Annotated in this window: 11 protein-coding genes and 1 pseudogene; 4 read left to right on the top strand and 8 right to left on the bottom strand. The window is 58.5% G+C overall.

Translation table 11 applies throughout. The features are described from left to right. Window positions 1-205: 205 nt before the first annotated feature. The 6 genes from ACLH0I_RS04745 to ACLH0I_RS04720 form a co-directional block, all read right to left on the bottom strand. On the bottom strand, window positions 206-841 hold the full coding sequence (locus tag ACLH0I_RS04745; RefSeq protein WP_411386449.1) for an SMI1/KNR4 family protein: 636 nt from the start codon (window positions 839-841) through the stop codon (window positions 206-208). 3 nt (window positions 842-844) lie between these two features. After that, complete coding sequence (locus ACLH0I_RS04740) at window positions 845-2,653, bottom strand: DUF637 domain-containing protein (RefSeq protein ID WP_411386448.1); 1,809 nt, start codon at window positions 2,651-2,653, stop codon at window positions 845-847. A 524-nt stretch (window positions 2,654-3,177) separates the two neighbouring features. Beyond that, window positions 3,178-3,756, bottom strand: coding sequence for a hypothetical protein (locus ACLH0I_RS04735; RefSeq protein WP_411386447.1), 579 nt, complete (start codon window positions 3,754-3,756; stop codon window positions 3,178-3,180). A gap of 75 nt (window positions 3,757-3,831) precedes the next feature. Next, on the bottom strand, window positions 3,832-4,284 hold the full coding sequence (locus tag ACLH0I_RS04730; protein ID WP_411386446.1) for a hypothetical protein: 453 nt from the start codon (window positions 4,282-4,284) through the stop codon (window positions 3,832-3,834). Window positions 4,285-4,301: 17 nt separating this feature from the next. Next, window positions 4,302-13,289: a hemagglutinin repeat-containing protein gene (locus ACLH0I_RS04725; protein ID WP_411386445.1), complete on the bottom strand. Its 8,988-nt coding sequence runs from the start codon at window positions 13,287-13,289 to the stop codon at window positions 4,302-4,304. Between the two features lie 24 nt (window positions 13,290-13,313). Then, window positions 13,314-15,020 (bottom strand): ShlB/FhaC/HecB family hemolysin secretion/activation protein, encoded by a 1,707-nt coding sequence (locus ACLH0I_RS04720; RefSeq protein WP_411386444.1) that lies wholly within the window; start codon window positions 15,018-15,020, stop codon window positions 13,314-13,316. A 558-nt stretch (window positions 15,021-15,578) separates the two neighbouring features. Between ACLH0I_RS04720 and katG the strand changes: the two genes are divergently transcribed. Next, window positions 15,579-17,843, top strand: a complete 2,265-nt coding sequence (gene katG, locus ACLH0I_RS04715) for a catalase/peroxidase HPI (protein WP_411386443.1) — start codon at window positions 15,579-15,581, stop codon at window positions 17,841-17,843. A gap of 97 nt (window positions 17,844-17,940) precedes the next feature. On the opposite strand, the gene ACLH0I_RS04710 is transcribed toward katG, so the two are convergent. Both ACLH0I_RS04710 and ACLH0I_RS04705 read right to left on the bottom strand, forming a co-directional pair. Next, window positions 17,941-18,801: a phosphatase PAP2 family protein gene (locus ACLH0I_RS04710; RefSeq protein ID WP_411386442.1), complete on the bottom strand. Its 861-nt coding sequence runs from the start codon at window positions 18,799-18,801 to the stop codon at window positions 17,941-17,943. A 24-nt stretch (window positions 18,802-18,825) separates the two neighbouring features. Next, window positions 18,826-19,518, bottom strand: a complete 693-nt coding sequence (locus ACLH0I_RS04705) for a histidine phosphatase family protein (protein ID WP_411386441.1) — start codon at window positions 19,516-19,518, stop codon at window positions 18,826-18,828. Window positions 19,519-19,630: 112 nt separating this feature from the next. On the opposite strand from ACLH0I_RS04705, the pseudogene ACLH0I_RS04700 reads away from it, so the two are divergent. The 3 genes and pseudogenes from ACLH0I_RS04700 to ACLH0I_RS04690 form a co-directional block, all read left to right on the top strand. Continuing rightward, window positions 19,631-20,722, top strand: a pseudogene (locus tag ACLH0I_RS04700) (methyl-accepting chemotaxis protein); the annotation flags it as partial. A gap of 42 nt (window positions 20,723-20,764) precedes the next feature. Beyond that, window positions 20,765-21,628 carry a methyl-accepting chemotaxis protein gene (locus ACLH0I_RS04695; protein WP_411387460.1) on the top strand — a complete coding sequence of 288 codons (864 nt, stop codon included), beginning with the start codon at window positions 20,765-20,767 and terminating at the stop codon, window positions 21,626-21,628. Window positions 21,629-21,883: 255 nt separating this feature from the next. Next, window positions 21,884-24,406, top strand: a complete 2,523-nt coding sequence (locus ACLH0I_RS04690; protein WP_411386440.1) for a Tc toxin subunit A — start codon at window positions 21,884-21,886, stop codon at window positions 24,404-24,406. Window positions 24,407-24,422 lie beyond the last annotated feature (16 nt).

Below are 24,422 nucleotides of genomic sequence, written 5' to 3'. Positions count from 1 at the left end.
GAATCTCATCCGCCAGCTGTCATGTTACTTACAACAACCTGTTGGGTTGTTCCGTCAATACTGTCCGAACTCTTTGCTCCGAGCTGTATCGAGGTTGGTGTAATAGTCCCTGAGGGATAGGCAATCCGCTAGGGTGGCATTCAAATCCTTCCCTTTTGAGTCGATTTTCAATTCTATTCAGCCCCTTTCACCCCACTTCTAACAATTAATCTTCAACACTGAATTTAATCTGAGCACCATCTGGCAGGTCTCTGATTTGACTAGCTATATCAGCTCTAAGCTTCATCCCTTCCACAGCATCAGCCAAATACAAATTATCCAGCACGAACTCACCGCCAAGCACAAAAGGCACTTTTGGCAACAGACGCTTCCCCGCAGGAATTTGACCATTCTGCTTTTGCCATTGATTCGCCAGCGGATGCCCTGTAAGCACATCAAAATCCACGAGAATACTTTTTGCCCAGCTTTCAACATCGTCAGCCAAGTACTCTAGCGAACCTGTTTCCGGGTCAAAAATATAGATTTTGCCATCTTTAAAACAGAACTGCCCACCAAAAACATCCTCAGCAAAAAAAAGACATCCATCGGCCATACCTTTGTAGCCGCTGCGCCACAGAGCATCCGAATTCCAGTCATAAACTCCTATTTCTTGCTGATTAGAGTGTGTTGGAAATACGTGCAAAGCGCTTTCGAAAGCATAAAAACCGTTACGCCTGCGCAGCATTCCAAAAAACTGATCAGCTAATGTACCTAGCAACCCATGCGATAGATCTAATATTTTTGGTTCATGCTCGCTCAAAGATGAACTTGCGTTCGATAGTAAGGTATCCAAGCTAGTCATATTTTAATCCACCACATCTATTCGAATCTTCGTTCCGTTTGGCAGCTCTCTGCATTGAGCACCAATACAAGCGCCAGCCCCACGATTATCGCTAGGGTTGATATGTTTCACTGAAGAGCCTTGACCACCTTCTTGAAACATTGCAGGCGGATATTCATCACGATCAAGGCCTGGTTTGGTTTCAACACCCCGCAAAGAGTCACGTCTACGTGATGCTGCATTCGCGCGATCTATGGTCAGACTACCAGGCTTACCCGCCTCAATAGCATCCTCGATGTGTTGCGCTGACTCAGGAAAGCGGCTTTTACTGACTGTCACAGTCTTTTCAGCATCGCTCCCAGCGGCACCGACACCTTTTGTTCCATCCTTTCCTACAACCCCAACCTTAACCCCGGTTGTACCACCCTTACCCCCAGCCGTCGACGAGAACAGCCCCCGGTCCTGACTCAATCCATCCGCCGCAAGCTCCGTCAGAAAGGCAGCCCCATCGCCTTTATCGGTACGCGTCTTCTCGATGATGCCGGTATTGATGGCCCGCTCGTTACTTCGAGTAATTTCCCAAAGCGCTGCCGAACGATCGAGCCCGGCGCTCCTGCCGTCATGCAGCATCTTCTCATTGGCTGGAATCTCATCCACCAACTGCTTCGTCACCTGCAAACAGCTAGCCGGGTTATTCCGGCAGTACTGTCCGAACTCTTTGTTCCGAGTCGTATCAAGGTTGTTGTAATAGTCCCTGACGGATTGGCAATCCGCCGGGGAGGCGCACGTATTGAGCTTCTGTTCTCTTTCGACCAGTTCGGCATGGAACAGATAGTTGAATTCCGTCGCTTTCTTGGCGATCGTCGAACCTGTATTCAGGTCGCCATCGACCGCAGCCGCTGCCAGAAGCCCCGTCAGTTGCGACAGCATTAGCTGCAGATCTTTGTTTTCACCCGCCACCTTGGCCATGCCAGGAATCAGCGCTTCATTCAAACCGGCGGCAACCGCACCGGTCTTGAAGTCGCTGCCCGTCAGCTCAGCCAGCAGGCCACCCATGATCGCGTGGGCAACAATTTTCTGTGGGCCGCCATCGGGGAACTTGATGGTATCGCCCACCCAGTTGAAGCCGGTCGCCATCGCCACATTGCCGGCCTCTCCCAGCAGGGCAGCATTGAAGTTGCTGCCAAAGCTGCCACCACCGATCGCGGTGGAGATACTGCTGGAGATCACTGCTTGCCCGGTTGTGCGGATTGCAGTGTCAGTCGCGGTGTTCCAACGGAAGATATCCTTGGAGGAGTTACTCGCGCTCGATGCCGAACCTGCCGACCCCGCCGAGCCCGTCGACGGCTCGACGCCTTGAGTGGTCGTGCTGGAGCTGTCGGTACTACTAAACCATTCTTGGTCCGCGTATGCGGATGCATAGGCGGTAAAACCGGCAATCGCCGCACTCTTCAAACTATCGGCGCTGACTGTTTCCTTCAGCGCAAGTCCCAGGTTGCCTTTGTTCTCAATGGTGCTTGTAACCGCCGTGGTGCTCAGGCTGGTGGCGACCGCGAGATTGGTGCCCGACAGTCCGAAACCTGCCGGCCCCATGATGAACGACATCAAAATCGCGATGGCGATCTTGGCCCCGGCTCCCAGACCGGAGTTGTCATACTTGAAGCTGTCGTGGATTTCCTTCACCTGGCGCCAGTCAATGTCGCCACGCGCCTGGGCCTCTTTCATCCAGGCCAGTTCCGGTTCAGCCTTCACCATTGCATCGATGGTTTGGCTGACGCTCTGCTGATCCACTTGTTTGACATCGATGCGTAGCCCATCGACGGCCTTGATCACCAACTTTCCTTGGGCAACCAGAGCACTCTGGCGCAAGGTTTCGTCGGTTCGCCCCTCGCCTTTCATCTTGTACCAGGCCAGGTCGCTTTTACTCTTGGTATGGCTCTCGTCGTTAAAAAAAGGGGACAGATCTATTTATAAACCGAGCAAAACCAACAAATCTGCCCTCTGCGTTTCATAAAATAAACCTGCCCCCTTTTTGCTGAGTTAGTTCTCATCAACTGCAGTGTCTTAAAAAATTATTCATATTAGCCGATTCCCCAGCCTGCCCATTTAGGTATCGGATAATCCCATTTTGATTAACCACGTTGAATACATGGCCTGGCTGACCTGGACCATAGGAACCAACACAACCCCGCGCGCGCCGTCCCCGCCGCCGATCATGTGTTGGGTGATAGAGAAAATGGGGGCAGATTAATTATAATGGGGCAAAGGCAATAGGCTTGCCTCTCTACACGCCACACAATAAATCTGTCACCTTTTCGAAAAACAGCTCAACTCCCATTTTTCTCAATCCCTGCCAACTAGCCAACTACTGTTAACGCAGTAATTATCTGATCCGGCCTATCATCCAGATCACAGCAATAACCTGCCACCTCCAACCCTCCATATTCTTTGCTTGTACAAAACCACTCTTCTGCGCTATCGAACTCAAGATTTGCGTACGGCAATAGCTCTCTCACAAAGCTTCCTAACCCAATACCTTCTGGCAACTTACCTTGATATGAGTTTATCGGCTTACCACCGTCAGCAAGGCTCTCATACATCCACGCTTTAACAGCATAAATCTTCCAGTTGCGAGCAAGCACATGAAGAGCCCTTGTCTCAACACCTGGATGATCTGAGCTATCATAATACAGACGCCAATTAGTCAACTCCAAATCAACAATATGAAACCCATACCCACCATCCCCCATCGAATCAAAATAATTTTCCATCCTTAGAACTGGGGATCCTACAAACCTATACGCACCCTCCATATTTTCTAAAGCATATTCATCAAGAACCCTTTCAAAATCTTTGATATGAACTCCTAACGGAATCCCCGCAAGCGAATAAGACGGTCTGATTGGAGCCGTCCACGAGATGCTAAAATCGCTCATTTCGGTTCCCATAAAACCAACAAATCTGCCCTCTGCGCTTCATAAAACAAACCTGCCCCCTTTTTTGTCTTAAGGCTAGTTCACCGAAATCAAATCAAGCCCTTCACTACGTATTATCTCAACTGGAATTTCGTCATAAACAAAAAGCTCATCTCCTAAATTCAATACGGATAGACAAGAGTCGCCATCAAACGAAAGAGCAACGCCTATTACCGCCTCGGCCACTGAAGACTGCACCAGCGAAGCTGAAAGCAATTTTTTCTCCACAACATTAAGAAAATAGGGCTCGCCAGAGACACAAAAGACGTCTTGCCTGCCGTACTCACCTAAGTCGCAACCGACAATTGGACCGAGAGAAAACAATAGCGATGAGCCGTCACCACCACCATAGAACTTCCCGGCCTCAGAACCATAGAATTGAAAGCTGACTTCTTGAGGAAAAGGGTCCCTTCTAGAAGCAAAAACATGAAAAATAGCATTTACTGACAATAGTTTCTTCCCAAGCACAGCCAGCAACCAAGCGGTCATAAGATCAGGGCGCCTCATTACCTTACATCTCCTTTTAATGCGCTTAGCACAGAGGGATTCTGAATTGCTCCGTCCTTCAGGATAGTCACAAACTCTCCATTAGGCTTAGTAACAACCACATCATTACCTTTTATTCTAAAAAATACATCACCACGTGCGCCATTCGCTCCCTGTCCGGCGAAAGTCCCAGGAATCACCTTCTCAGGATGATTCCCAATGTCATTAATCCGATCAAGCACAACTTTGCGATCTGCAGGATTGGCTGCATCACCGCCATAATCTTTAACATGCTTACCCAGTTTCTTACCTATTTGGTTGGAATCCACCTTAAAGATGGCACCCGCACCTACACCACTCACCGGTACAGATGTGTTACCGGGTTTAGGTAGTAAACCAGAAACGTTCCCTTTTGCACCCGTTCCGTCCACTACCGAAACGGACTTAGGCTCTTTCGCTCCTCTGCCTTTCGAAAGCACACCTGTCAACACCGATGCCATGAACTGACCGCCGCCGATCAGGTACTTGTCCGTTTCGAATTTTGAATCGAGCTTTGTACCTTCAATCTCGTTGGCGATTTTTTCCCCTACGGCTTGACTGAATTGCTCGGTTTTCTCAAGCAGCGCTTTGCCCGGCTCGGTTTCAGAGGCTGCGTTGATGACAGCCAGTTGCACGAGCCCTTTGGGGCCTTGTGCCATGGCAATGACTACCGAGATCGCTTGCTGCTCATCTTGATGCGCGGCGGCGTACTCATTGATCCCCGAAAATGTCCGTAAGGTATCTTGGGCAAGGCTCAGCCTCTCGACATCGTCTTCAGTAACATAAGAGGCATCTAGCTCCAAAGCCGGTGGGCGCCCAGTGTCAGACGAGGTCACCTGGACTTCCTTGCTGATAGCCTCGACCTGCTTCACATCCACACCTGCGAGCCGACCTACCTCAGCCAGCACCCGCTCTTGAAACTCTGGATCCCCCATGGTCTTCATGGCCTGGGCACGCGTGAGGCCGCCGATGATCAGCGCCTCCATGGTCTCTTCGGCAAAATCGACGCCTACCATCGCCGAGGCATTTGCATCCATTTCTCGCCCCAACCCCGCCTCGATCTTGTTGACCGCCGCGTTGAAGTCGTAACCGGCTTGCTGGAAGTTCTGCTTGGCCGTTTCGTCGTAATTGCGAAGCTGTTTGGTCCACTCCTTGGCGGTCTCATACGGATTGAGGGCCGCCGTCACGGAGGACTTGGTCACGTACAAGTCTGTACGGTGCTCATCGTCCCGGGTGATTTCGTAGGCCTTGTCGACATCGCGGTTCAAGCCTTTCGCCGAGTCGGCTCCGGTCCCGGCGTCATTGCGAACCACAACGTCGCCAGCACCCACGGTGGCCCGTACGATCTGCTGGCGGTCCTTCTCGTAGTTCCAGCCTTCAACACTCCAACCGTTCTTGTCCTTTTCGCCTTTGCCGACCTGGCTACTGTCCTGGGTTCCGCCGCCGCCCTTGGAGTAGCTGCCACCGACGTTCAGGTAATAGCCATGCTCCTTGTCCTTGCCAGCGATGTCGCGGAAGCCCAGCGTGCCAGTGTCGAGTTTTAGCTTGCCGGTGTCCGAGGCGATCAAGGCGCCGTCCAGCTGAGTATGGTTTTCGGTACGAATGTCGACCTTGTCTTGCCCGGTGATACGGGTCTGTTGCCCGACCCATTCTGTCGAGCCGGTGGTCTGGCCATAACCGACCGAGCCACTCACGCCCGCACCCGGCCCCACGGTCACCGTCACACTGAGGTCGAACTCTTTGCCTTCGACCTTGCCCGTATCAGGCACCGACGAAACATTAAGGTCGCGGCCTACGCGACCGATGACTTCATTACCGCGCAGGTCTGCACCGGCAATATTCGTGTCCTTGCCGCTGGTGAAGCCCAAGCGATTGCCCGCATACAGATAGGCTTGTTGTTGACGCTGGGCCTCACGCTCCAGATTACCTCTGCCCAGGTTGACGCTGGCGTAGATGCCGACACCTTCAGAGCCGACGCTGAGGCCGACTTCCCCGCCGCCACTCTTGCGGATGTTGTCGCTGGCGCTGTCGTTCTGAGCGGCACGGATGTTCAGGTTGTTTGCAGCGCGCAGGTCGATGTCACGCTGAGCCTTGACCTGAGTACCTATCAGGTTCAGGTCATTGCTTGCACGCAGATTGACGTCTCGCCCCGCATCAAGGGATGTGACGGTCGAGGTTTGCTGTTCGCTGTCGCCGCTGGCAATGCCATTGCTACCGCCAACACCAATCTTGAAGCCGCCACTGGTACCACCGTGGATCCCGCCCCAACTTTGCCGTTCACGTGTTTCTTCGGCATAGCTGCCTTTGGCGGCATCAAGGGTGATATCGCGGCCTTTGATATTGATATCGCGCCCAGCGGTCAACTGGCTGCCACTCGCCCGGACATCATTGTTGGCAATCATATTCAGATCGTTGCCCGCGTCCAGCGTCGACGCACGGCGAGTCTGTTCAACGATCTGCTCGCTGGTACTCTGTTTGCTGTTACCGATCTTCGCGTCGAACGTGGGGCCTGAAGCGAATTGGGAAACGCTGTCCACAGCCCTCAGCGTGCTGGAAGCCTTACTGACATTGTCTTCACCCTGGCCGGCCCCTTTGACGGCATCGCGAGTGCGACCGTAGTTATGGTTCATGCTCAGGCTGGCGCCGTTTCGCTCGCTCTCGCGCTCATGCTCGATCAGCAGCCTTTCACGGGCTGCGTCGATCTTGATGTCCCGACCTGCCGTCAAGTCGATATCGTTGAACGCCTCAAGGTCCGAGCCTGTCTGGGCGATATCGCGCTTGGCGTTGACGACCAGGTTTTGACCGGCACTGATCTGGCTGGCGGCAGCGGTTTGCTGTTCAAGCCGGTTTTTCTCTTTGGTGCGATCCACGCCAGCGAAGAAATTGATGCCATTAGCATCCGAAGAAACACCGATCCCAGCCTGCTTGTTCTTTTCCCAATCCCGCTCGGAACGACTGTTTTGCGCGGCCAGAACATTCACATCACGCCCGGCATTCAGACTGACATTACGCCCAGCTTCAATCCCGCTGCCCACCAGGTTGATATCGCGCTCTGCCTGTAAAGTCGCATCGCGTTCCGCCGTCACCTGACTGCCCACGCTGGTGCTGCTCTGCGCGATCCGACCCGACTCTTTGGCCGAGGAGAACGACAGGAAGCCACCCGAGACCGAGAGCCCGGTTTTCTTCTTGTATTGCTCGCTATGGCTGTAAGCGGCGTCATTGGCCGCGACGAGGTTGATGTCACCGCTGTCCTTGACCAGGCCTGCACGCAGTTCCACGTCATTACCGGCAGTGGTTTCGCTAGCGCGCAAACGCAAGTCGTTGCCCGCGACCAGCACCACATCGTTGCCTGCTTCCAGCTCGCTGGCCACTTGGGAGGCCGTGGTTTTCAGCTCGCTTTTGCCGCTCTTGGACAAGCCGAGGAAACCCGATTTGGTTTTCTTGCTATAGGAGCCGTGTTCTTCGATACCCGAGAGCACCGCCACATCACCAGTGGCACCCACCACCAAATCATTGCCGGCGTTCAACTGGCTGCCGATCACCGTGACGTTGCGGCCGCCATCCAGCGTGACACCGCCACCGGCGGCCTGGCTGGTATTGACCGTCAGGTCTTGCCCCGCCTCAACCACCGACGCGACGTTGGTGCTGTCATAACTTTCCCGTTGTTCGCTTTTACTGCGGCCAAAGGAGCCTTTGCTTTTCTTCGAGTAGAACTCTGCGGTTTCGTCCGTTGCGGACAGCAGACTGATGTCGCGCGTGGCGTCGAGCGCAACGTTCTTGGCCCCTTTCAGTTGACTGGCGACGAGACTCAGGTCTTGCCCTGCCTTGGCGCTGAGGTCCCCACCCGACTGGATAACCGAAGACTGCTGACGCACCAGGTCGCTGCTGCTTTTGACTTTTTTGCTCTGGGACGAGCGATGGCTTTCGTTGGCGGCAGACGTGATCGCGATATCGCGCCCGGCAGTCAGCGCCAGGGTGCTCTGGGCGATGACGTTGCTGGCAACGACCCGCAGGTCCTGCCCGGCCGTCACCTTCATCTCCCGGCCCGCAGTAGCGCTGGAACCATTTTGGGTAATGGTTTGGTCCCGGTGCCTGCTCCCCATCGTGTTGCTGTCCACCTGCTCGGCGGAGGTGATGTTTACATCACGCACCGCCTGCAAGCCCATGTCATTGCCGCTCTTGAGCACGCCCCCCTTGTTGGCGATATCCCGTCCTGCACCCATCGTCAGGTCATGACTCGCCTCAATCCGCGCCGCGTTGTCAGCAAATTCGCGTTGCTCAGTCTTGTAGCCAGTGCTGCTGGCATGCCGGGTAATGGTTCGCTCATTGGTCAAATCACCAGCGACGGCAACAACACTGACATCCCGCCCAGCAATAACCCCACCCGCCCTGTTAGTCAGGTTATTACTCGCCAACGCATCCAGCCGACCACCCGCTTCCATCAACCCACTGTTGACCAGACTGTCGCCCGCCGTCGCCCTCAGGTTGCTGGACGCACGCAAGGTGCCCGCATTGTTCAGGTTCTTACCCGCAATCAGGCTGACGTCTGAACCCTGAATCAGCGCACCATTCGGCGCCAGACGATGGTTGGCCTGGGCCAGATAAAGCACCGGCACCAGCACCTGTTGATTATTCACCGTCCGGTTTTCCATCCAGACGATGTCATGGGTCAGGGCCGCAACCTGTTCGGCGGTCAGGCTGACGCCCAGGGACAGGTTGAGGCTGTCCTTGCTGGCGATGGCGTTGTTCATCAGGTACTTGAACATGCCGTCGTCGGAGTTCTGGCCGTCGAGGAAGCGTTGGCCGGTGCGGGCGATCACCGCCTGTTGGATCAGGCGTTGTTCGTAGAAGCCGTCGCCCAAACGCTTGGCGGCGGTGTCCGGGTCGTAGCCGAGGTTTGTCAGCAGGTAGTCCGAGCTCATGAACCGGCGCATGTCGGTCAGCGCCGGGTTGGTCTCGATCAGGTATTTTTGCGGGTTGGCCTGGAACGAACGGTCCGGCAGGCCACGCACTTGCGTCAGGCCCGTGCTCTGGGTCGGCGTGGTGGAGCCGTCGCCGCTCATGCGGAACAGGCCGTTTTGCCCGGTGGGCAAGTCAAAACCCGGCAAGGCCAGTGGATCAACTTGTTGCTGGGTCAGGTTCGGAGGTAGCTGCCGATTGACGCTGATGCGGGTCGAGAAGGCGTTGTCGGCCTGGGTGTCGGTGCGTGGGCCGGCGCCAACGTAGTTGTAGCCGCCACGCACGACGCCGCTGTTGAGGTCGCCCTGGGTAGGAATGTCGACGGCACCACCGGCCTGGATAATCGCGGCATAGGTTTGGCTGTCGGTGGTGGTTGTCTGAGTACGGAACTGCGTCAGCTCACGTTCGGTTCTGCCGATAAAATGGCTCATCGCCGCTTCAAGACCGCTCAGGTCATTGGCGTTGTAGCCTGGGCTCTGCAACCAGTATTTGTTGGTGAAGTCATTGGCCTCTGCGCGCCAGCTACCCGGGCGGCGCGTGCGTTGGGACCTGAAGGTGCGCGAGGTTTCAATCTCGCCGGTCTCGATGCCGATGTTGTTCAGGCTGACGAGGTTGGCGGTCAATGCACCGCCGACGCCGATGCTGCTGCTTCGGTTGGTCAGGGTGTCGCCCTGGATATTCAGGTTGCCGCCGGTGGTGATGCTGGAGGCGGCGCTGGCCGCGGTGACTTCGAACTTATCGCGCTGGACGATCTGCCAGACGTGGTTTTGCTTGGGGCCGTCGCAATCACCTGGTACGCAGGCCACTTCCCTGATCGAGGCGGTGTAGATGCCAGCATCGTTGGTGGCCAAGACCTCACGGACGTTGTCGATGGTGCTGGCCGCCAAGCGCATGTTGCCGTCGCTTTGCAGCGTGCCGGAGCTGTTGAGAATGCGGTTGGCACGGGTGCCGAGGCCGTCGCGATCGATGCTCAGATCACCCAGGCTGTAGATGTCGGCATAGCGGTTGGTCAGGTTGTTTACGCGCAGGCTGGTGTTGCCGCCGCTGAAGATCAATCCGTGCTCGTTGAGCAGGTCGCCGGTCGATACGCCAAGCGCTGCGGCACTGCCCAGCGTGCCGTAGTTGTTGAGCGTGGCGGCCGTGACGCTCAGGTCCGCCGCCGAGGTCAGCCGACCGTAGCTGTTGAGGACGCCATCGACTACGACGGTTGTGTTGCCACCGCCAGCGATACTGCCGTTTTGCTCCAGATTGATCAGTGCCGCCTTGAGGCCCAGGGTACCGAGACTGCTCAAGCGACCGTTGCCGGTATAGGCGCCGGTCAGTTGCAGGTCGATGGCTCCATCACTGCCGATCAGGCCGTCGACGCGCCAGTTGCTGCCTCGGCCCACCATACTATTGGTGCTGAGCAACTGGCCGGTGGCGGTCTGGGTCAACTGGTCGACATCCACGACCAGGTGCCCGGCCTGGATCGCCGTGTTGTTGGTCCAGCGATCAGCCGTCACCGTCAGGTTGCCGTAGGTCACCAGCTGACCGCCAGCCTGCCCCAGGTTGGCCTGGCTGATGCCGAACACGCCCAGGCCGGTGTGCAACAGCTTGCCGCCCACGTTCTGAACGCTGCCGGTGTTGAAGCCCACATCAATACTGGAGGTTTCCAGGGTGCCGTCGTTGTTATCGAACAGGCCACCGATCTTGAACACCGTGGTGCTGTTCTGGCCCAGGGTGCGCAGTTGGCCTTTCTGGTTGCTCAAACTGGCGGCCAGAATATCCAGGCTGTCCTGGCTTTCAATAATGCCGGCGTTGTTGTTCAGCGCACCCGAAAGGTCAAAGTCGATGCGACTGGCACTGACCTGCCCGCCGCCGCTGTTGTCCATTCCCCGGCCAGTGACCCAGACCTTGCCCGTGGCGTATATCCCACCGTTGCGATTGTTGATATCCGCAGCTGCGTTGGTGATCACGACATCCCCGGCTTGCGCAGCGATGCGACCGCCGTCGTTGAACAGCCCAGCCAAGGCTTGGATGCTGAGTCCTTGGGCCTGGATCGTGCCGCCCTGGCGGTTCACGTCGTAGCCGTTTTTCAGCACGCCGGTGGTGCGTGCTTCCAGCGCGGCCTTGACGCTGGACAGCACGCCGCCACGGTTGTCCAGGTTGGCCGCTTCGATGTTCAGGTCGGCGTCTTGAGCGATGATCGTGCCGCCCTGGTTATCAATATCGCCCGTCACAACCACGGTCACCGGGCCCTTGCCTTGCAGCGTGCCCTTGGCGTTGTCCAGGCGGGCGGCCTTGAGCTCGACGCCGGCACTGCGGCTGGCGATCAGGCCTTGATCAGCGTTGTTGACCTGGCCGGTCGCCGTGACCAGCAGCTTGCCATTGGCGGCCACGGTGCCTTTGTTGCGGTTGTCCAGGCTGGCGGTGCGCACGGTCACGCTGCCTTGGCTGGACAGTTCGCCGCCCTGGTTGTTGATCGCGCCCGCGTTGGTGATGTCGAGGTTCTTGCCGGCCATGACCAGGCCGGTCAGGTTGTCCAGGCTGCCGAGGACCAGGGTCGCGCTGTTCAGACTGGACAGTTCGCCTGCGCTGTTGTCCAGATAGCCCAGGTTGGCAGTCAAAATGCCTTGGCTATTGATCAGGCCGCCCTGTGCGTTCAGCACCTGACTGGCCTTCAGGTGCAGTTCGCTGTTGCCAAGGATTCGGCCTTTGTTGCGGTTATCCACAGTATCGGCTGTGACCGTGGTCTTGCGCTGCCCGCTGAGCGTACCGCCCTGGTTGTTCAGCGCTGCGGTGGTCGTGACATTCAGGTCGCGACTGGCAATGACGGTTTTGCCGCCATTGTTCAGCTGTTTTGCCGTGAGGGTGACATCGCCCGCCGTGTTGCGGCTGTTGTCTGGATTGACCCCGGCTTCGATGATCGCGTTGTTGCTCAGCGTACCGCCGCTGTCGAGATGAATGCTGTCGCGCGCCACCAGGTTTTTCTGGTTGCTCAGGTCGCCCTGGGTCTTCACGTCCAGACGGCTACCGGCGTACACCTGGCCACGGGTTTCCAGACTTTTGGCTTCGATGTCGATGGCTCCGGCGGCGACCGTCTGCGCCAAACTCAAATGCCCATTGGCATCGAGCTGAATATCCCCGCCACTGGCAACCATCTTGCCATCCAGCTTCACCCCGACACCCGCTTCGGTGCCCACCAACTTGATCGCCCCGGCATACATGCCGCCCAACGCAGAGGAGTCGATCGCCAGTTCGGGCTTGGCGCTGCCGTCATCGGCGCGGGCAGTGGCATTCAGGGTGTTGGCATTAACATCATTGCGCCCGGCCACGATGGTCAGGTTCTTCGCCTGTATCTCGGCGTTGATCTTGGCGCTGCGAGTAATGATTTCGAAGCGGTCAACGTTGTTCGCGTTCAGGCCCGCCCCTTCAATGGCGACGCTGCCCTGGTCCACCTGATAGCGACCCACCTGGCCGTTTTCGATGATCGGCTTGCCCGTGGTCAGGGTCGCCTTGGGCGTATTGATAAACCCGCAACCGTTACAGGTAATGCCATAGGGGTTGGCGACGATGACATGGGCCGACTGCCCCGCCACTTCGGTGTAGCCACGCAGCTGGCTCGGGTTGCCACCGTTGACTTCGTTGAGGATGACCTTCGCGGCCGAACCCTTGAGGTTCGGGTTGCCAAGGATAATCCCGCCCAGTTGCGTGGACTGGGCGGGATTGGTGGCGTTGTTGAGGATCACGCCGTTGCTGCCGACGTTGTAGTCCTTGAATTGGTTGTGGGACAGACCGCTGCCGTTGGGCTTGGCGATGTTGACCACCGGCACGCCGTTGCCGGCCTGGCCGAGACTGGTGCCCGGCGCGCTGACCACAATGCCGCCCGCCTGGGCCCACATCGGTTGCCAGAACATGACGTTGACCAGCAGGAACGCCAGGCCACGCTTGGGCATGCCCCAGAAGGTGTCGCGGGTTTTCAGGGCAGCAGAAGGCTGGCGGGCCAGGAAGGCGTATTGGCGGTCGTCCATGATCAGGTCTCGTTGCAGCAAAAATTAGATGGATACATCCAAGCGGAAATAGATCGGCGCTTCGCGCTCGGTCAGGGCATCCGGACGTTCCAGGGAATGGGCGAAGGTGACGCTGGCGTTCAGGTGTTCACCACGGGCGAACAACTCCAGCGAATTGCTCGACATGCGCCCGTGCTCGTCGCCGTTGTAGCGATTACCGCGAATCACGCCCTGGTCATAACCGAGGCTGGTGCCGTATTCAGCGAACACCGGGCGCATCCACTCCAACGTCACCGGGCGGCTCCAACGCAAGTCGTTGCGCCAGTAGCCGCCGCTGTCGCCGGACAATGTCTGGTCCTTGTAGCCACGAACCGACGACAGGCCGCCCAGGCTCATGCGCTGCGGGCTGAACAGCACGTCTTCGCTGCGCTGGCCGGTCATCAGGCTGCTGAAGCTGAAGGATTCGCCACCCAGCTCAAAAGGTTGCAGGTAGCTGAGGGTGGCGGTGTATTTGCGATAGCGTGCATCCGGCACGCCAGGACCCGGCTCGTGATCGCCCTGGGCATCGAGGGCGCCAATACCTTGTTGCAGGCCCAGGTCGAGGTTGACGAAGGCATTGCCAATCCGCCGTCCATGGTTGATGCCGAACTGCGCCTCGCTGATGCGATTGCTGCTCTCGGCGAGCTTGCTGTCTTCAATGAAGTTGTTGGTACGCAGGTACGAAAGGCCCGTGTTGAGGGAGGTCTTGCTCACCGCGTCGCGATGGACCACCCGCTCCAGGCGCACCTGATGGTTCTGGCTGTCGCCGCTCTGCTTGAAGTTGAAGCCGTTGGCCTGGCCCACGGCGCGGTACTCGCTCTGGCTGTAGGTGTAGCTCAGGTTCCACCAGCCAAACGGCAGGTTGTAATAGAGCATGCCGTTGCGCGAGGTTTTCTGGTGATCGCTGACGGCATCGTGGCCGCCGCGCAAGGCCAGTTGGTCAGCCAGGCCCAGGGGACTGTCCCAGTCCAGGGAGGCGCCCCATTGCTGCTCGCCGGTGCTTTTCTGCCCATCGTTATGCCGTGACAGGCCGGCGCGCCAAGGTTTTTGCGGGGTGTTATTGACCCGCACTTCGCTGCCGCCGATGTTCTGCCCCGGCGTCAGTTCCATTTGTGCACGGTTGGACGGCAAGCGGTTCAGTTGATCGACCATCTGCTCCATCTCACGCAGGTTGAGCAGTTCGCCGGTTTTGCCGGGAAACGCCATCGCCAACTCGCGCTCCGACAGCTTACTGTTCTCGGCACCTTTCAATCCTTCCAGGCGCCCCTCGACCACCAGCACTTGCAGGTGACCGCTTGACAGGTCCTGTTGCGGCAAGTAGGCGCGACTGGTGACCAGGCCTTTTTCCAGGTAATGATCGGTGATGACTTTGAGCAACTGGTTAAGCTGCGGCACGCCCAGGCACTGGTTGAGAAAGGGCTTGAGCAGGCGCTGGCGCTCGCTTTCGGACAGGGCGTCGGCGCCCTTGAGCTCTATGGTCTTGATCGGGAAACAACGGGTATCGACAGGTGCCGTGGGCTGGGCCGGCTTCGCCTCCTTGCCAGGCAGGTCCTTGAGTTCTTCAAGACGTCGGCGCTGCTCTTCGAGCAGCCGGTCCTGACGCTCACGGATCAGGTCCGTATCGCCGGGGGTTGGCGCGGCGACGGCAATGTTCATCGCTAGAAAACACAGCGACGCGACGACTAGCCTCGTCCCTAAGGCAAATACGGACATGTTCGATCCCTCGATACAGAAATGACAGCAGGCATGCACAGCCATGCGCGCACACCAGACCCTGCATATCGCCTTCGGTTCAAGAGAGCGGAAACTTTCTACGCAAAAAAGAGACGCGTCTCACAGACAGCGTCGACAATTACAGCGAAAAAAACGTTTGTAAGGCCCGTGCAGGTCGGCGCCTGCGGCTTCCCGATTGCGAATCAAGGCCGTTAACCCATTGCCAAGCAGGGGCGACTCCCGCCGGGGCCGATAAAGACTATCGCTATCGACCGCTAATACTGCGCCTATTAGCTATCTGGCAAAGGGGAACTAGCCTGAATTCAGGCTGGTGCAATCCGGCCCGTGAAACCTGACAAAGAGATACGAAACGCTCAGAAACGTATTGGGCTTGCCGTGGGCCATTGCACTGGCAACTAGCGCACGTAGCCGTGTCGCCACACACGATCAGTTGAGCGAACTGTGAGCCCTGCGCCCTGTGTCATTTATTTCGCCTGTCGCTATCCGAAGCCCGGCCGGGCTGGATAGCTGGATGAATACGACCAAAGGTAGCTTCCCATGGCAAACGAATCGAAATGCCCGTTCAATCACGCCGCTGGCGGTGGCACGACGAACCGCGACTGGTGGCCGAACCAACTGAATCTGAAGATCCTGCACCAGCATTCCTCGCTGTCCGCCCCCATGGGCGAGGATTTCAACTATGCCCAAGCGTTCAAGCGCCTGGACTTCCAGGCCTTGAAACAAGACCTCAATGCACTGATGACCGACTCCCAAGACTGGTGGCCGGCGGACTTCGGCCACTATGGGCCGCTGTTTGTCCGCATGGCCTGGCACAGTGCAGGCACCTACCGCACCGGTGACGGACGCGGTGGGGCGGGTTCCGGCCAGCAGCGGTTTGCGCCGCTCAACAGCTGGCCCGACAACGTCAGCCTCGACAAGGCACGCCGGCTGCTGTGGCCGATCAAGCAGAAGTATGGTCGCAATATTTCCTGGGCCGACCTGATCGTCCTCACCGGTAACGTCGCGCTGGAGTCCATGGGCTTCAAGACCTTCGGTTTTTCCGGTGGCCGCGCCGATGTCTGGGAGCCGGATGAAGACGTCTACTGGGGCTCCGAAAACAAATGGCTGGGGGGCGATGTTCGCTACGGCAAGCCCGACAAAGCCGCCATGCAGGATCCCGGCGAAGGCCAATTGGTCGCCGAGCCTGGCAACGAAGAAAGCCGCACTGACGACGGACGCAATCTGGAGAACCCGCTGGCCGCCGTGCAGATGGGGCTGATCTACGTCAACCCGGAGGGCCCCGAGGGCCAGCCGGACCCGGTCGCCGCCGGGCTGGACATTCGCGAAACCTTCGGCCGCATGGCGATGAACGACGAAGAAACCGTGGCACTGATTGCCGGCGGCCACGCCTTCGGCAAGACCCACGGCGCGGGACCTGCGGACAATGTCGGTGCCGAGCCCGAAGCCGCCGGCCTGGAGCTGCAAGGCCTGGGCTGGAAGAGCACCTTCGGCACCGGCAAGGGCGCCGACACCATCACCAGTGGCCTGGAAGTCACCTGGACCACCACGCCTACCCGCTGGAGCAACAACTACCTGGAGAACCTGTTCGGCTTCGAGTGGGAACTGACCAAGAGCCCGGCCGGCGCGCACCAATGGACGCCAAAAAACGGTGCGGGCGCGGGGATCATTCCCGATGCCCACGACCCGGCCAAACGGCGCAACCCAACGATGCTGACCACCGACCTGGCACTGCGCTTCGACCCGATCTACGAAAAAATCTCCCGGCGCTTCCTGGAAAACCCGGAGCAACTGTCCGACGCCTTTGCCCGCGCCTGGTTCAAGCTGATCCACCGCGACATGGGCCCGCTCTCACGCTACCTCGGCCCGGAACTGCCCAACGAAGAACTGCTGTGGCAAGACCCTATTCCAGCGGTCAACCATCCGCTGGTCGACGACAGCGACGTCGCCGCCCTGAAAGGCAAGCTGTTGGCCTCGGGTCTCACGGTTTCACAGCTGGTGTCTACGGCATGGGCCGCGGCTTCCAGCTTCCGCGGCTCCGACAAACGCGGCGGCGCCAATGGAGGCCGCCTACGCCTGGCCCCGCAGAAGGATTGGCCAGTCAACCAGCCTGAGCAACTGGCCCAGGTGCTGGCGATCCTCGACAAGGTCCGGAGCGCGTTCAACGCCGCGCAATCCGACGGCAAGAAAATCTCCCTGGCGGACCTGATCGTGCTGGCCGGCAGCGCCGGTATTGAACAGGCGGCGAAAAATGCCGGGCTCAGCGTGACGGTTCCGTTCGCACCGGGACGCATGGACGCGAGCCAAGAGCAGACGGACGTCGAATCGTTCGGTTTTCTCGAGCCCATCGCCGATGGTTTTCGCAACTACCTCAAGGGGCGGTACCGCGTGTCTGCCGAGGCGCTGCTGATCGACAAGGCACAACTGCTGACCCTCAGCGCCCCGCAGATGACGGCGCTGATCGGCGGTCTGCGGGTACTGGATACTAACGTCGGCCATACGGCGCACGGTGTCTTTACCCAACGGCCAGGGACGTTGAGCAATGACTTTTTCGTCAACCTGCTGGACATGGGGGTGGAATGGAAACCACTCTCTGACACTCAGGAAACCTTTGAGGCCCGCGACCGCGAGACCGGCCAGGTCAAATGGACCGGCACCCGTGTCGACCTGGTCTTCGGCTCCAACGCCCAGCTACGGGCCTTGGCCGAAGTCTATGCCAGCGCGGATGCGCAAGAGCTGTTCGTCAACGACTTCATCGCGGCGTGGGTCAAGGTGATGAACCTGGATCGGTTTGATCTCAGGTGAAAAGTGTCGGAGGACATGAGGTCGTGCAAGGCGCCGGCCCCATGAACTTTTCTTCACCCTACGCCCCCGCGTGATTCGGTAAAGTCCCCTCGCTCATTCAAGAAACTAAGGTTTTAGCCCGCGCTCCCAGCGGGCTTTTTTTTGCCTGGCGTTCAGGCTGACGAAGGGTGTTGCCCGACACCGGTTGTTCCAAGGCCGCTCGCCCATAAAACAGCAACGCCATCAGCCAACAGCTCAACCAGACAAAGATCCCCGCCCAGAAGGTGTGGGACATGTAGTGCCAGCCCTGTAGGACTCGCGTCGTGCCATAGACAAACCCCAAGGCCAGCGCCCCATACATCACGGCTTTGGAGTGACGCCAGCGGTAGCGCCGGGCGATGAAATACAGCGCCAACATCGTGAAGCCGCCGGATGCATGACCGCCGGGCCAGCAGCGGCCGTCGCCGGCGACCTTTAGCAGGTCAAAATTCTGGAACCATTCCCTGTGCTCGATCTTGCCGGCGTATTGGGTGGTTTCCACCGGGCAATACACGCTGGTGTGGCCCTTGAGGTAATGGATGACGCCGGTGCTGAGGGAAAAGGCGAAGACCACATAGAGAAAATCGCGACGGTGCCTGTGGGCAACACGCAGCGGTTTGGTCAACCTGGCCTTGTCCAGCACACGAAGCAATGCGGGGTGTTTCTCAGGCTTGAACAGCGGCCAGATAAACGACAGCAGTGCACCGACAATCGCCGCCTCGCCCGTCCAGTTCGGAATGACCCTCGCCCATTTGTGGGTGATTTGCTCGAACAGGCGCTCGTGCTGCAACGCAAAGACTCGGTGCAACGGGTCGTAGAAAAGATCGCTGATGGCGATGTCGATACGGGTCAGATCGAACAGCAGGAACACCACGGCGGCACAGGCCAGGGGAATTCCGAGGTTGAGCCCGTAGAAACGGGCGCGAGCAGACGTCAGCATGAGCGGTCCTGATCGAGGGGAAAGTTATTGGAATGTCACCGAGCGCCAATCGGAGGCTTCGATAAAACCGAGCAATCGTGGCGCTTGTGGCTGGGCGCTGGAAACGAACAACGAAGCCCCATAGCCGAACGAGGAAGTCGGGCGCTGGAGCGCGGTTTCCATCGCCTGCATGCATTCGCTGTGGGTGACCAGGATCAGGTTGCGCCCGGCCACCTTGTGGGCCAAGGCATTGCGCAGCAGATCGTGTCGGCAGTTGAACAGCCAATCGTCACCGGCACTCACCTTGTTGAACATGTACCCCGCCGTCTGTGCCGTGCGCACCCGTGGGCTGTTGTAGAGGTCGACATTGTCCAGGCCCAGTTGTTCGAACCGGGCACCGAGGCCCACCGCAACGGCACGGGCGCGGTCGGTGATGCCTTCGCGGTCATTCAGGCACGCAGCCTTGGCGTGGTCGCAGCGCTCGACATGGCGCACCAGCACAATCATCTCGCCCTTGGCCCAGCCCTCGGCCAAGGCCCGGGCGCCAGCGACGTTGCCATGGGCCAGGTCCGGCACCGCCGCCGGGCTGAGCAGCCAGAAGACCAGCGGGATGACCAGCAGCGCCGAAGCCAGCACGACCATCGTGTTTTGGTAACGGGCGAAGCGACTCGTATCGATCGAGCGCGCCAGGCCGAAAAAACTCAGTCTCAGTTCCACATCAAGCCGCCCCGACGGCATCCACCCTGTGATTCGATGGCGCGACAGTAGAGAGGCCGACGTAGGCAGGCAGTGAAAGCGATGTGAAAAAAAACTTCAGATCCGGAGGCCGTCGCCGATACAGCCCTGTTACATGTTCTTGCTGGCTCTTAACAACAACAATCTTCCAGCGTACCGACGATCAAGCAGCACAACGTTCCTGGAGGAATTGATGAACAGCTGGTTTGGCAACATTAGCGTCAACATGAAATTGGGCCTGGGCTTTGGCCTGGTGCTGGTACTGACCTGCCTGCTGGCCCTGACCAGCTGGACCAGCCTCGGCGGGCTGATCGATCGCAGTAACTGGATGAGCGACATCACCCAGCTCAACGCCGGCCTGACCAAGCTGCGCGTCGTTCGCCTGCAATACATGCTGGCCAACGGTGACGAGACCGTCGCACAAAATGTGCAGACCACCCTCGATGGTTTCGTGGCGCAACAGAACGCCTTGCTCAGCAGCTTCAAGAGCCCGGCAAACGTCAAGCTGCTCAAGGAGCAGAGCGCAGTCATCGGCGCCTATCAGGTGTCCCTGAATAAGATGCGCAGCGCCTACCGCACCGGCAACAGCGCCCGCGATGTCATGGGCACCAACGCAGAGGTCGCCCACAAGCTGATCGAGACCATCGACGCCGACGTGCGCCAGATGGCCCTCAGCGATGAGCGTTTCGCCCAGTTCCAGGCCATCACCGAGGCCAAGCAGGCCTTCATGCTGGCCCGCTATGAAGTACGCGGCTACACCGCCAACAGCAACGCCGACACTGAACGCAAGGCCGTCGCCCAACTGGACGCCGCCATCGCTTCGCTCAAGCCACTGAATGAACTTTTCTCCAGCACCCGCCAGGATGAACTGCGCCAGCTGGAAAACGCCCTGACCCAGTACCGCAGCGCTGTGCAGGCTTTCAAGCTGGCCACCGCCGACGTGGTGCAGGCACGCAAGGAAATGACCGACCAGGGTGCGACCATCGTGGCCCTGAGCGAACAGCTGTACCAGATCCAACTCGACCGCCGCGACGCCGAAAGCGCCGAGGCCCGCACCCTGCAATTGATCAGCACCCTCCTGGCGTTGCTGGTCGGCGTCATTGCCGCCGTGATCATTACGCGTCAGATCACCGGCCCACTGCGCGAAACCCTGGCCGTGGTTGAACGCATTGCCAGCGGCGACCTGTCGCAGAACGTTATCGTCACCCGCCGCGATGAATTGGGTGTGCTGCAACAAGGCATCGCCCGCATGGGCGTGACCCTGCGTGACCTGATCAGCGGCATCCGCGACGGCGTGACCCAGATCGCCAGCGCCGCCGAAGAACTGTCCGCCGTGACCGAGCAGACCAGCGCCGGGGTCAACAGCCAAAAAGTCGAGACCGACCAGGTCGCGACCGCCATGCACGAGATGACCGCTACCGTCCAGGAAGTGGCGCGCAACGCCGAGGAAGCCTCCCAAGCCGCGGCCGCCGCCGACGGTGAAGCCCGCGCCGGCGATCAGGTGGTCAGCGAAGCCATCGCCCAGATCGAGCGCCTGGCCAGCGAGGTGGTGCGCTCTACCGATGCGATGACCGTGTTGCAACAGGAAAGCGACAAAATCGGCGCGGTGATGGACGTGATCAAGGCCGTGGCCGAACAGACCAACCTGCTGGCGCTCAATGCCGCCATCGAAGCCGCCCGCGCCGGTGAAGCAGGCCGTGGCTTCGCGGTCGTCGCCGACGAAGTCCGTGGCCTGGCCCAGCGCACGCAGAAATCCACCGAGGAAATCGAAGGCCTGGTGGCCGGCCTGCAGAACGGCACCCAGCAAGTGGCTGCGGTGATGAACAACAGCCGCAACCTCACCGACAGCAGCGTGGCGCTGACCCGCAAGGCCGGTGTGTCACTGGAGAACATCACCCGCACGGTGTCGAACATCCAGTCGATGAACCAGCAGATCGCGGCCGCCGCCGAGCAGCAAAGCGCCGTGGCTGAAGAGATCAGCCGCAGCATCATCAACGTGCGCGACGTCTCCGAACAGACCGCCGCCGCCAGCGAAGAGACCGCTGCGTCCAGTGTGGAACTGGCGCGGTTGGGCAATCAGTTGCAGATGATGGTGAGCCACTTCCGCGTCTAATACCCGCCTCGATATCTGCATGCCCCACTGTGGGAGCGAGCTTGCTCGCGAAGGCGTCAGATCAGCCAGCATTGAAGTTGACTGAGCCACCGCCTTCGCGAGCAAGCCCGCTCCCACAGGGTTTGCCTCAGCGCACCCCACAAATCGCTCTTTCGTACAAATCTCCCGCCTCTCGTCCTACCGCCTTTCTTGGCCCACTCCTGTACGGTTTTCGCTTGGACAAGCACATTCCGTTCGCACAGGAGAGGCCCCCACATGGACGTAAGCAACAACTTACTGTTGCACAGGCTCGTTGGCTCCCACGACGGCGAGGACGCCACAAAAACCGCTTTGACAACCGCCCTGGAACAAATGGGCGTGACATCGGTGTTCGACATTGTGCGCATGAGCAAGGCGCAGTTCGCCCGGGAAATCGCCAGGTACTGCAATGCAAGTGCCGAGCAGGCCTACGACAACGCGCAGGGCCATGCCCGAAGGATCAGTCGCTTGTACTTGGAGCATCAACTCTCCTCCAGCAATACCCGCCGTGTTCGACGCAGTCTTGATTCAGACCCAACATCCGGGCCGATCAGCTATCAAGCGCTGTTCCAGGAAAACTGGGATCAATTCTGCAAAGACGGTGACATCGCCGCGATCGACTCGCCCGTGGCCTACCTGCGTGCGCTGTACCGGTTCGCCAGGCGGCTGGAAGACAGCTCCACGGATAGCCGCAAGATATCCCTGGCATCACGTCGACCGGATCTCGACACACTGATGCTCGATCCACAGAGTGCCTTGGTTCCCCGCCCGATGCTCAACATCGTCAACGACACGTTACGCAGCCATATCGAGGCCAGTCTCAAGGAGGGCACAACGGTCCATCAGGCCTTGGCCAGCGCACACTATCCCTTTTCACTGCCCTATGACCTTCATCATCAGCAATGCCTGCTTGGGTTGGGCTCAGGCAAACCAACCTTGGGCGAAGTGAATTACCGGATCAGTCTCAAGCTTCCGTTTTGCCAGGACGGCTCACCGTACGGATACGTTTCGCAACCACCCAGCGAGGCGCAGAAGCTGCTTTCAGGGCTCAGTCCGCTGCAGCAGAAAATCTTGCTCGCTTCGCAAACCGATTTCGAGGTCCTGAAAAAATCCTACGGCACTGAAGAAGTCGGGCGCCTGGGCGATCTCGAATTCTTCAAGGAACGCACCGGGCTTACGACGGAACAGGTCGAACAGCTACTGAGGCATGGCAGATATAGCCCTCGTGTATCGTCCAATAACCCACCCTCGACTCGTAACCGCCAGGACGCTACTTACATCAATGGCCCCTACGCGTCCCCGGCCCTCCAGCTTGAAACCCAAGCGACCCGACAAGGGTTCAGTCACAAGTCCTTCGAACGTTTCGACCGTTTGCAGCGAATGATCCGACTGCAGCGATGGACGGGCATTCCCTTTGCCGAACTGGATACCTTGCTCATCAATATCATGCATTCGGAAGGCAACACCGAAATGACACTCAGCGCCAATACCTTGCGGGCGCTTGGGGTCTATCAGTACATGACGCGGCGCCATGGCATCACACCAGACGAGTTTGCCTCGCTCATCAGCGAAATGCCGACTCGCGCCAGCGCAGAGCGTGTTTCGTTGTTTGACCAGGTATTCAATCGCACCCGTCTGCTCGAAAGCCCTGCGTGGGAAGGGCAGGCGACGGATCTCGAAATCACCGACCTGAAGACGCTCAGCTACCTCGGCGCGGGCCTGGGACTTGCCATCACTGAAGATGCGTTGTTGCTGCTTGTGAAACAGACTGAAAAATACCTGCCATTGAAACAGGATTTGCCGACGATCTCCTCGCTCTACCGTCAGGCCCGTATCGCGCGGATGTTCGGGCTGTCGCCTCTTGAGTGCACGGAACTGGCTCGGTTACTCGGTGGGGATAAGTTCTGTCGGGCGTTGGTGACGGGGGCACTGGACACTACGTCCCCCGACATTCTCGATGTACTGATGGCGATGGATTGGGCAGTGGACTGGCTCAAGCAAAACCATCTCGATGTGCTGGCGTGGTGTCGCCTGTTCGACACTTCCAGAGATGACTTACCGTTGAATCAAACTCTGGAAAACCGACTGGCCGCACTTCGAGAGCACGCCAAGCTCACCAGAGACGACCAACGCCTGGTAGAAACACTGCTGCACGATATCGCTGACTTGCCCGCCGAGTATTCCCCCTGTGTGATGAAAATGGCCGAGACGAATGCCAAGGAAATTGTCGAGGCCATCATCGCACCTGACGGCGAAGTCTCCCCGTTGCTGGCACGCGTGCTTCGCACCGCGCAAGCCTGCCAGAACTTACATCTGAGCAGCAGCACGCTACAGACATTGATGGACCACCCCACGTGGTTAGCCTCGAACAGTTCGGGAACGCTTAAGCCTCAAACGCTGTATTTACTCGAACGGTTCAGTCATTGCGCAAGACATCAGGCGCAGTCAGAAGAGAACCTGTTGCACTACTTCCAACTCACCAATCAAGACCTGTCGCAACATTCAGCAGAGACAGCCAACGAACTGTTGGCCCATCTGCTGGGCTGGAACGTTGAGCAAGTGAGTTGCCTGACAGCGCAACTGCCTTCAGGACGCGCCACCACGATGCAAGACGTAGATTGGGTCATGCGCTGCCAGGCGTGTTGCATCAGTACTGGCCTGTCGGCAAGCCTGCTGCTCAAGGCCGCCGCACTTAATGGCGACAGCCCGACCGAGGAGTGGAAAAACGTCGGTGAAGGGCTGATTGCTGCGTGCCATTGATGCGTACATTTTTATT

This window comes from Pseudomonas sp. MPB03 (assembly GCF_046605385.1).
GTDB lineage: Bacteria > Pseudomonadota > Gammaproteobacteria > Pseudomonadales > Pseudomonadaceae > Aquipseudomonas > Aquipseudomonas zanjanensis.
The sequence above is the reverse complement of the archived record's forward strand: the minus strand, read 5'-3'. Positions and strand labels throughout refer to the sequence as shown.

Bases quoted from the DNA above. Each gene is read 5' to 3' on its own strand.
- ACLH0I_RS04745 (WP_411386449.1), bottom strand. From the start codon at position 841: ATGACTAGCTTGGATACCTTACTATCGAACGCAAGTTCATCTTTGAGC.
- ACLH0I_RS04735 (WP_411386447.1), bottom strand. From the start codon at position 3,756: ATGAGCGATTTTAGCATCTCGTGGACGGCTCCAATCAGACCGTCTTAT.
- ACLH0I_RS04730 (WP_411386446.1), bottom strand. From the start codon at position 4,284: ATGACCGCTTGGTTGCTGGCTGTGCTTGGGAAGAAACTATTGTCAGTA.
- ACLH0I_RS04725 (WP_411386445.1), bottom strand. From the start codon at position 13,289: ATGGACGACCGCCAATACGCCTTCCTGGCCCGCCAGCCTTCTGCTGCC.
- ACLH0I_RS04720 (WP_411386444.1), bottom strand. From the start codon at position 15,020: ATGTCCGTATTTGCCTTAGGGACGAGGCTAGTCGTCGCGTCGCTGTGT.
- katG (WP_411386443.1), top strand. From the start codon at position 15,579: ATGGCAAACGAATCGAAATGCCCGTTCAATCACGCCGCTGGCGGTGGC.
- ACLH0I_RS04710 (WP_411386442.1), bottom strand. From the start codon at position 18,801: ATGCTGACGTCTGCTCGCGCCCGTTTCTACGGGCTCAACCTCGGAATT.
- ACLH0I_RS04705 (WP_411386441.1), bottom strand. From the start codon at position 19,518: ATGCCGTCGGGGCGGCTTGATGTGGAACTGAGACTGAGTTTTTTCGGC.
- ACLH0I_RS04695 (WP_411387460.1), top strand. From the start codon at position 20,765: ATGGGCGTGACCCTGCGTGACCTGATCAGCGGCATCCGCGACGGCGTG.
- ACLH0I_RS04690 (WP_411386440.1), top strand. From the start codon at position 21,884: ATGGACGTAAGCAACAACTTACTGTTGCACAGGCTCGTTGGCTCCCAC.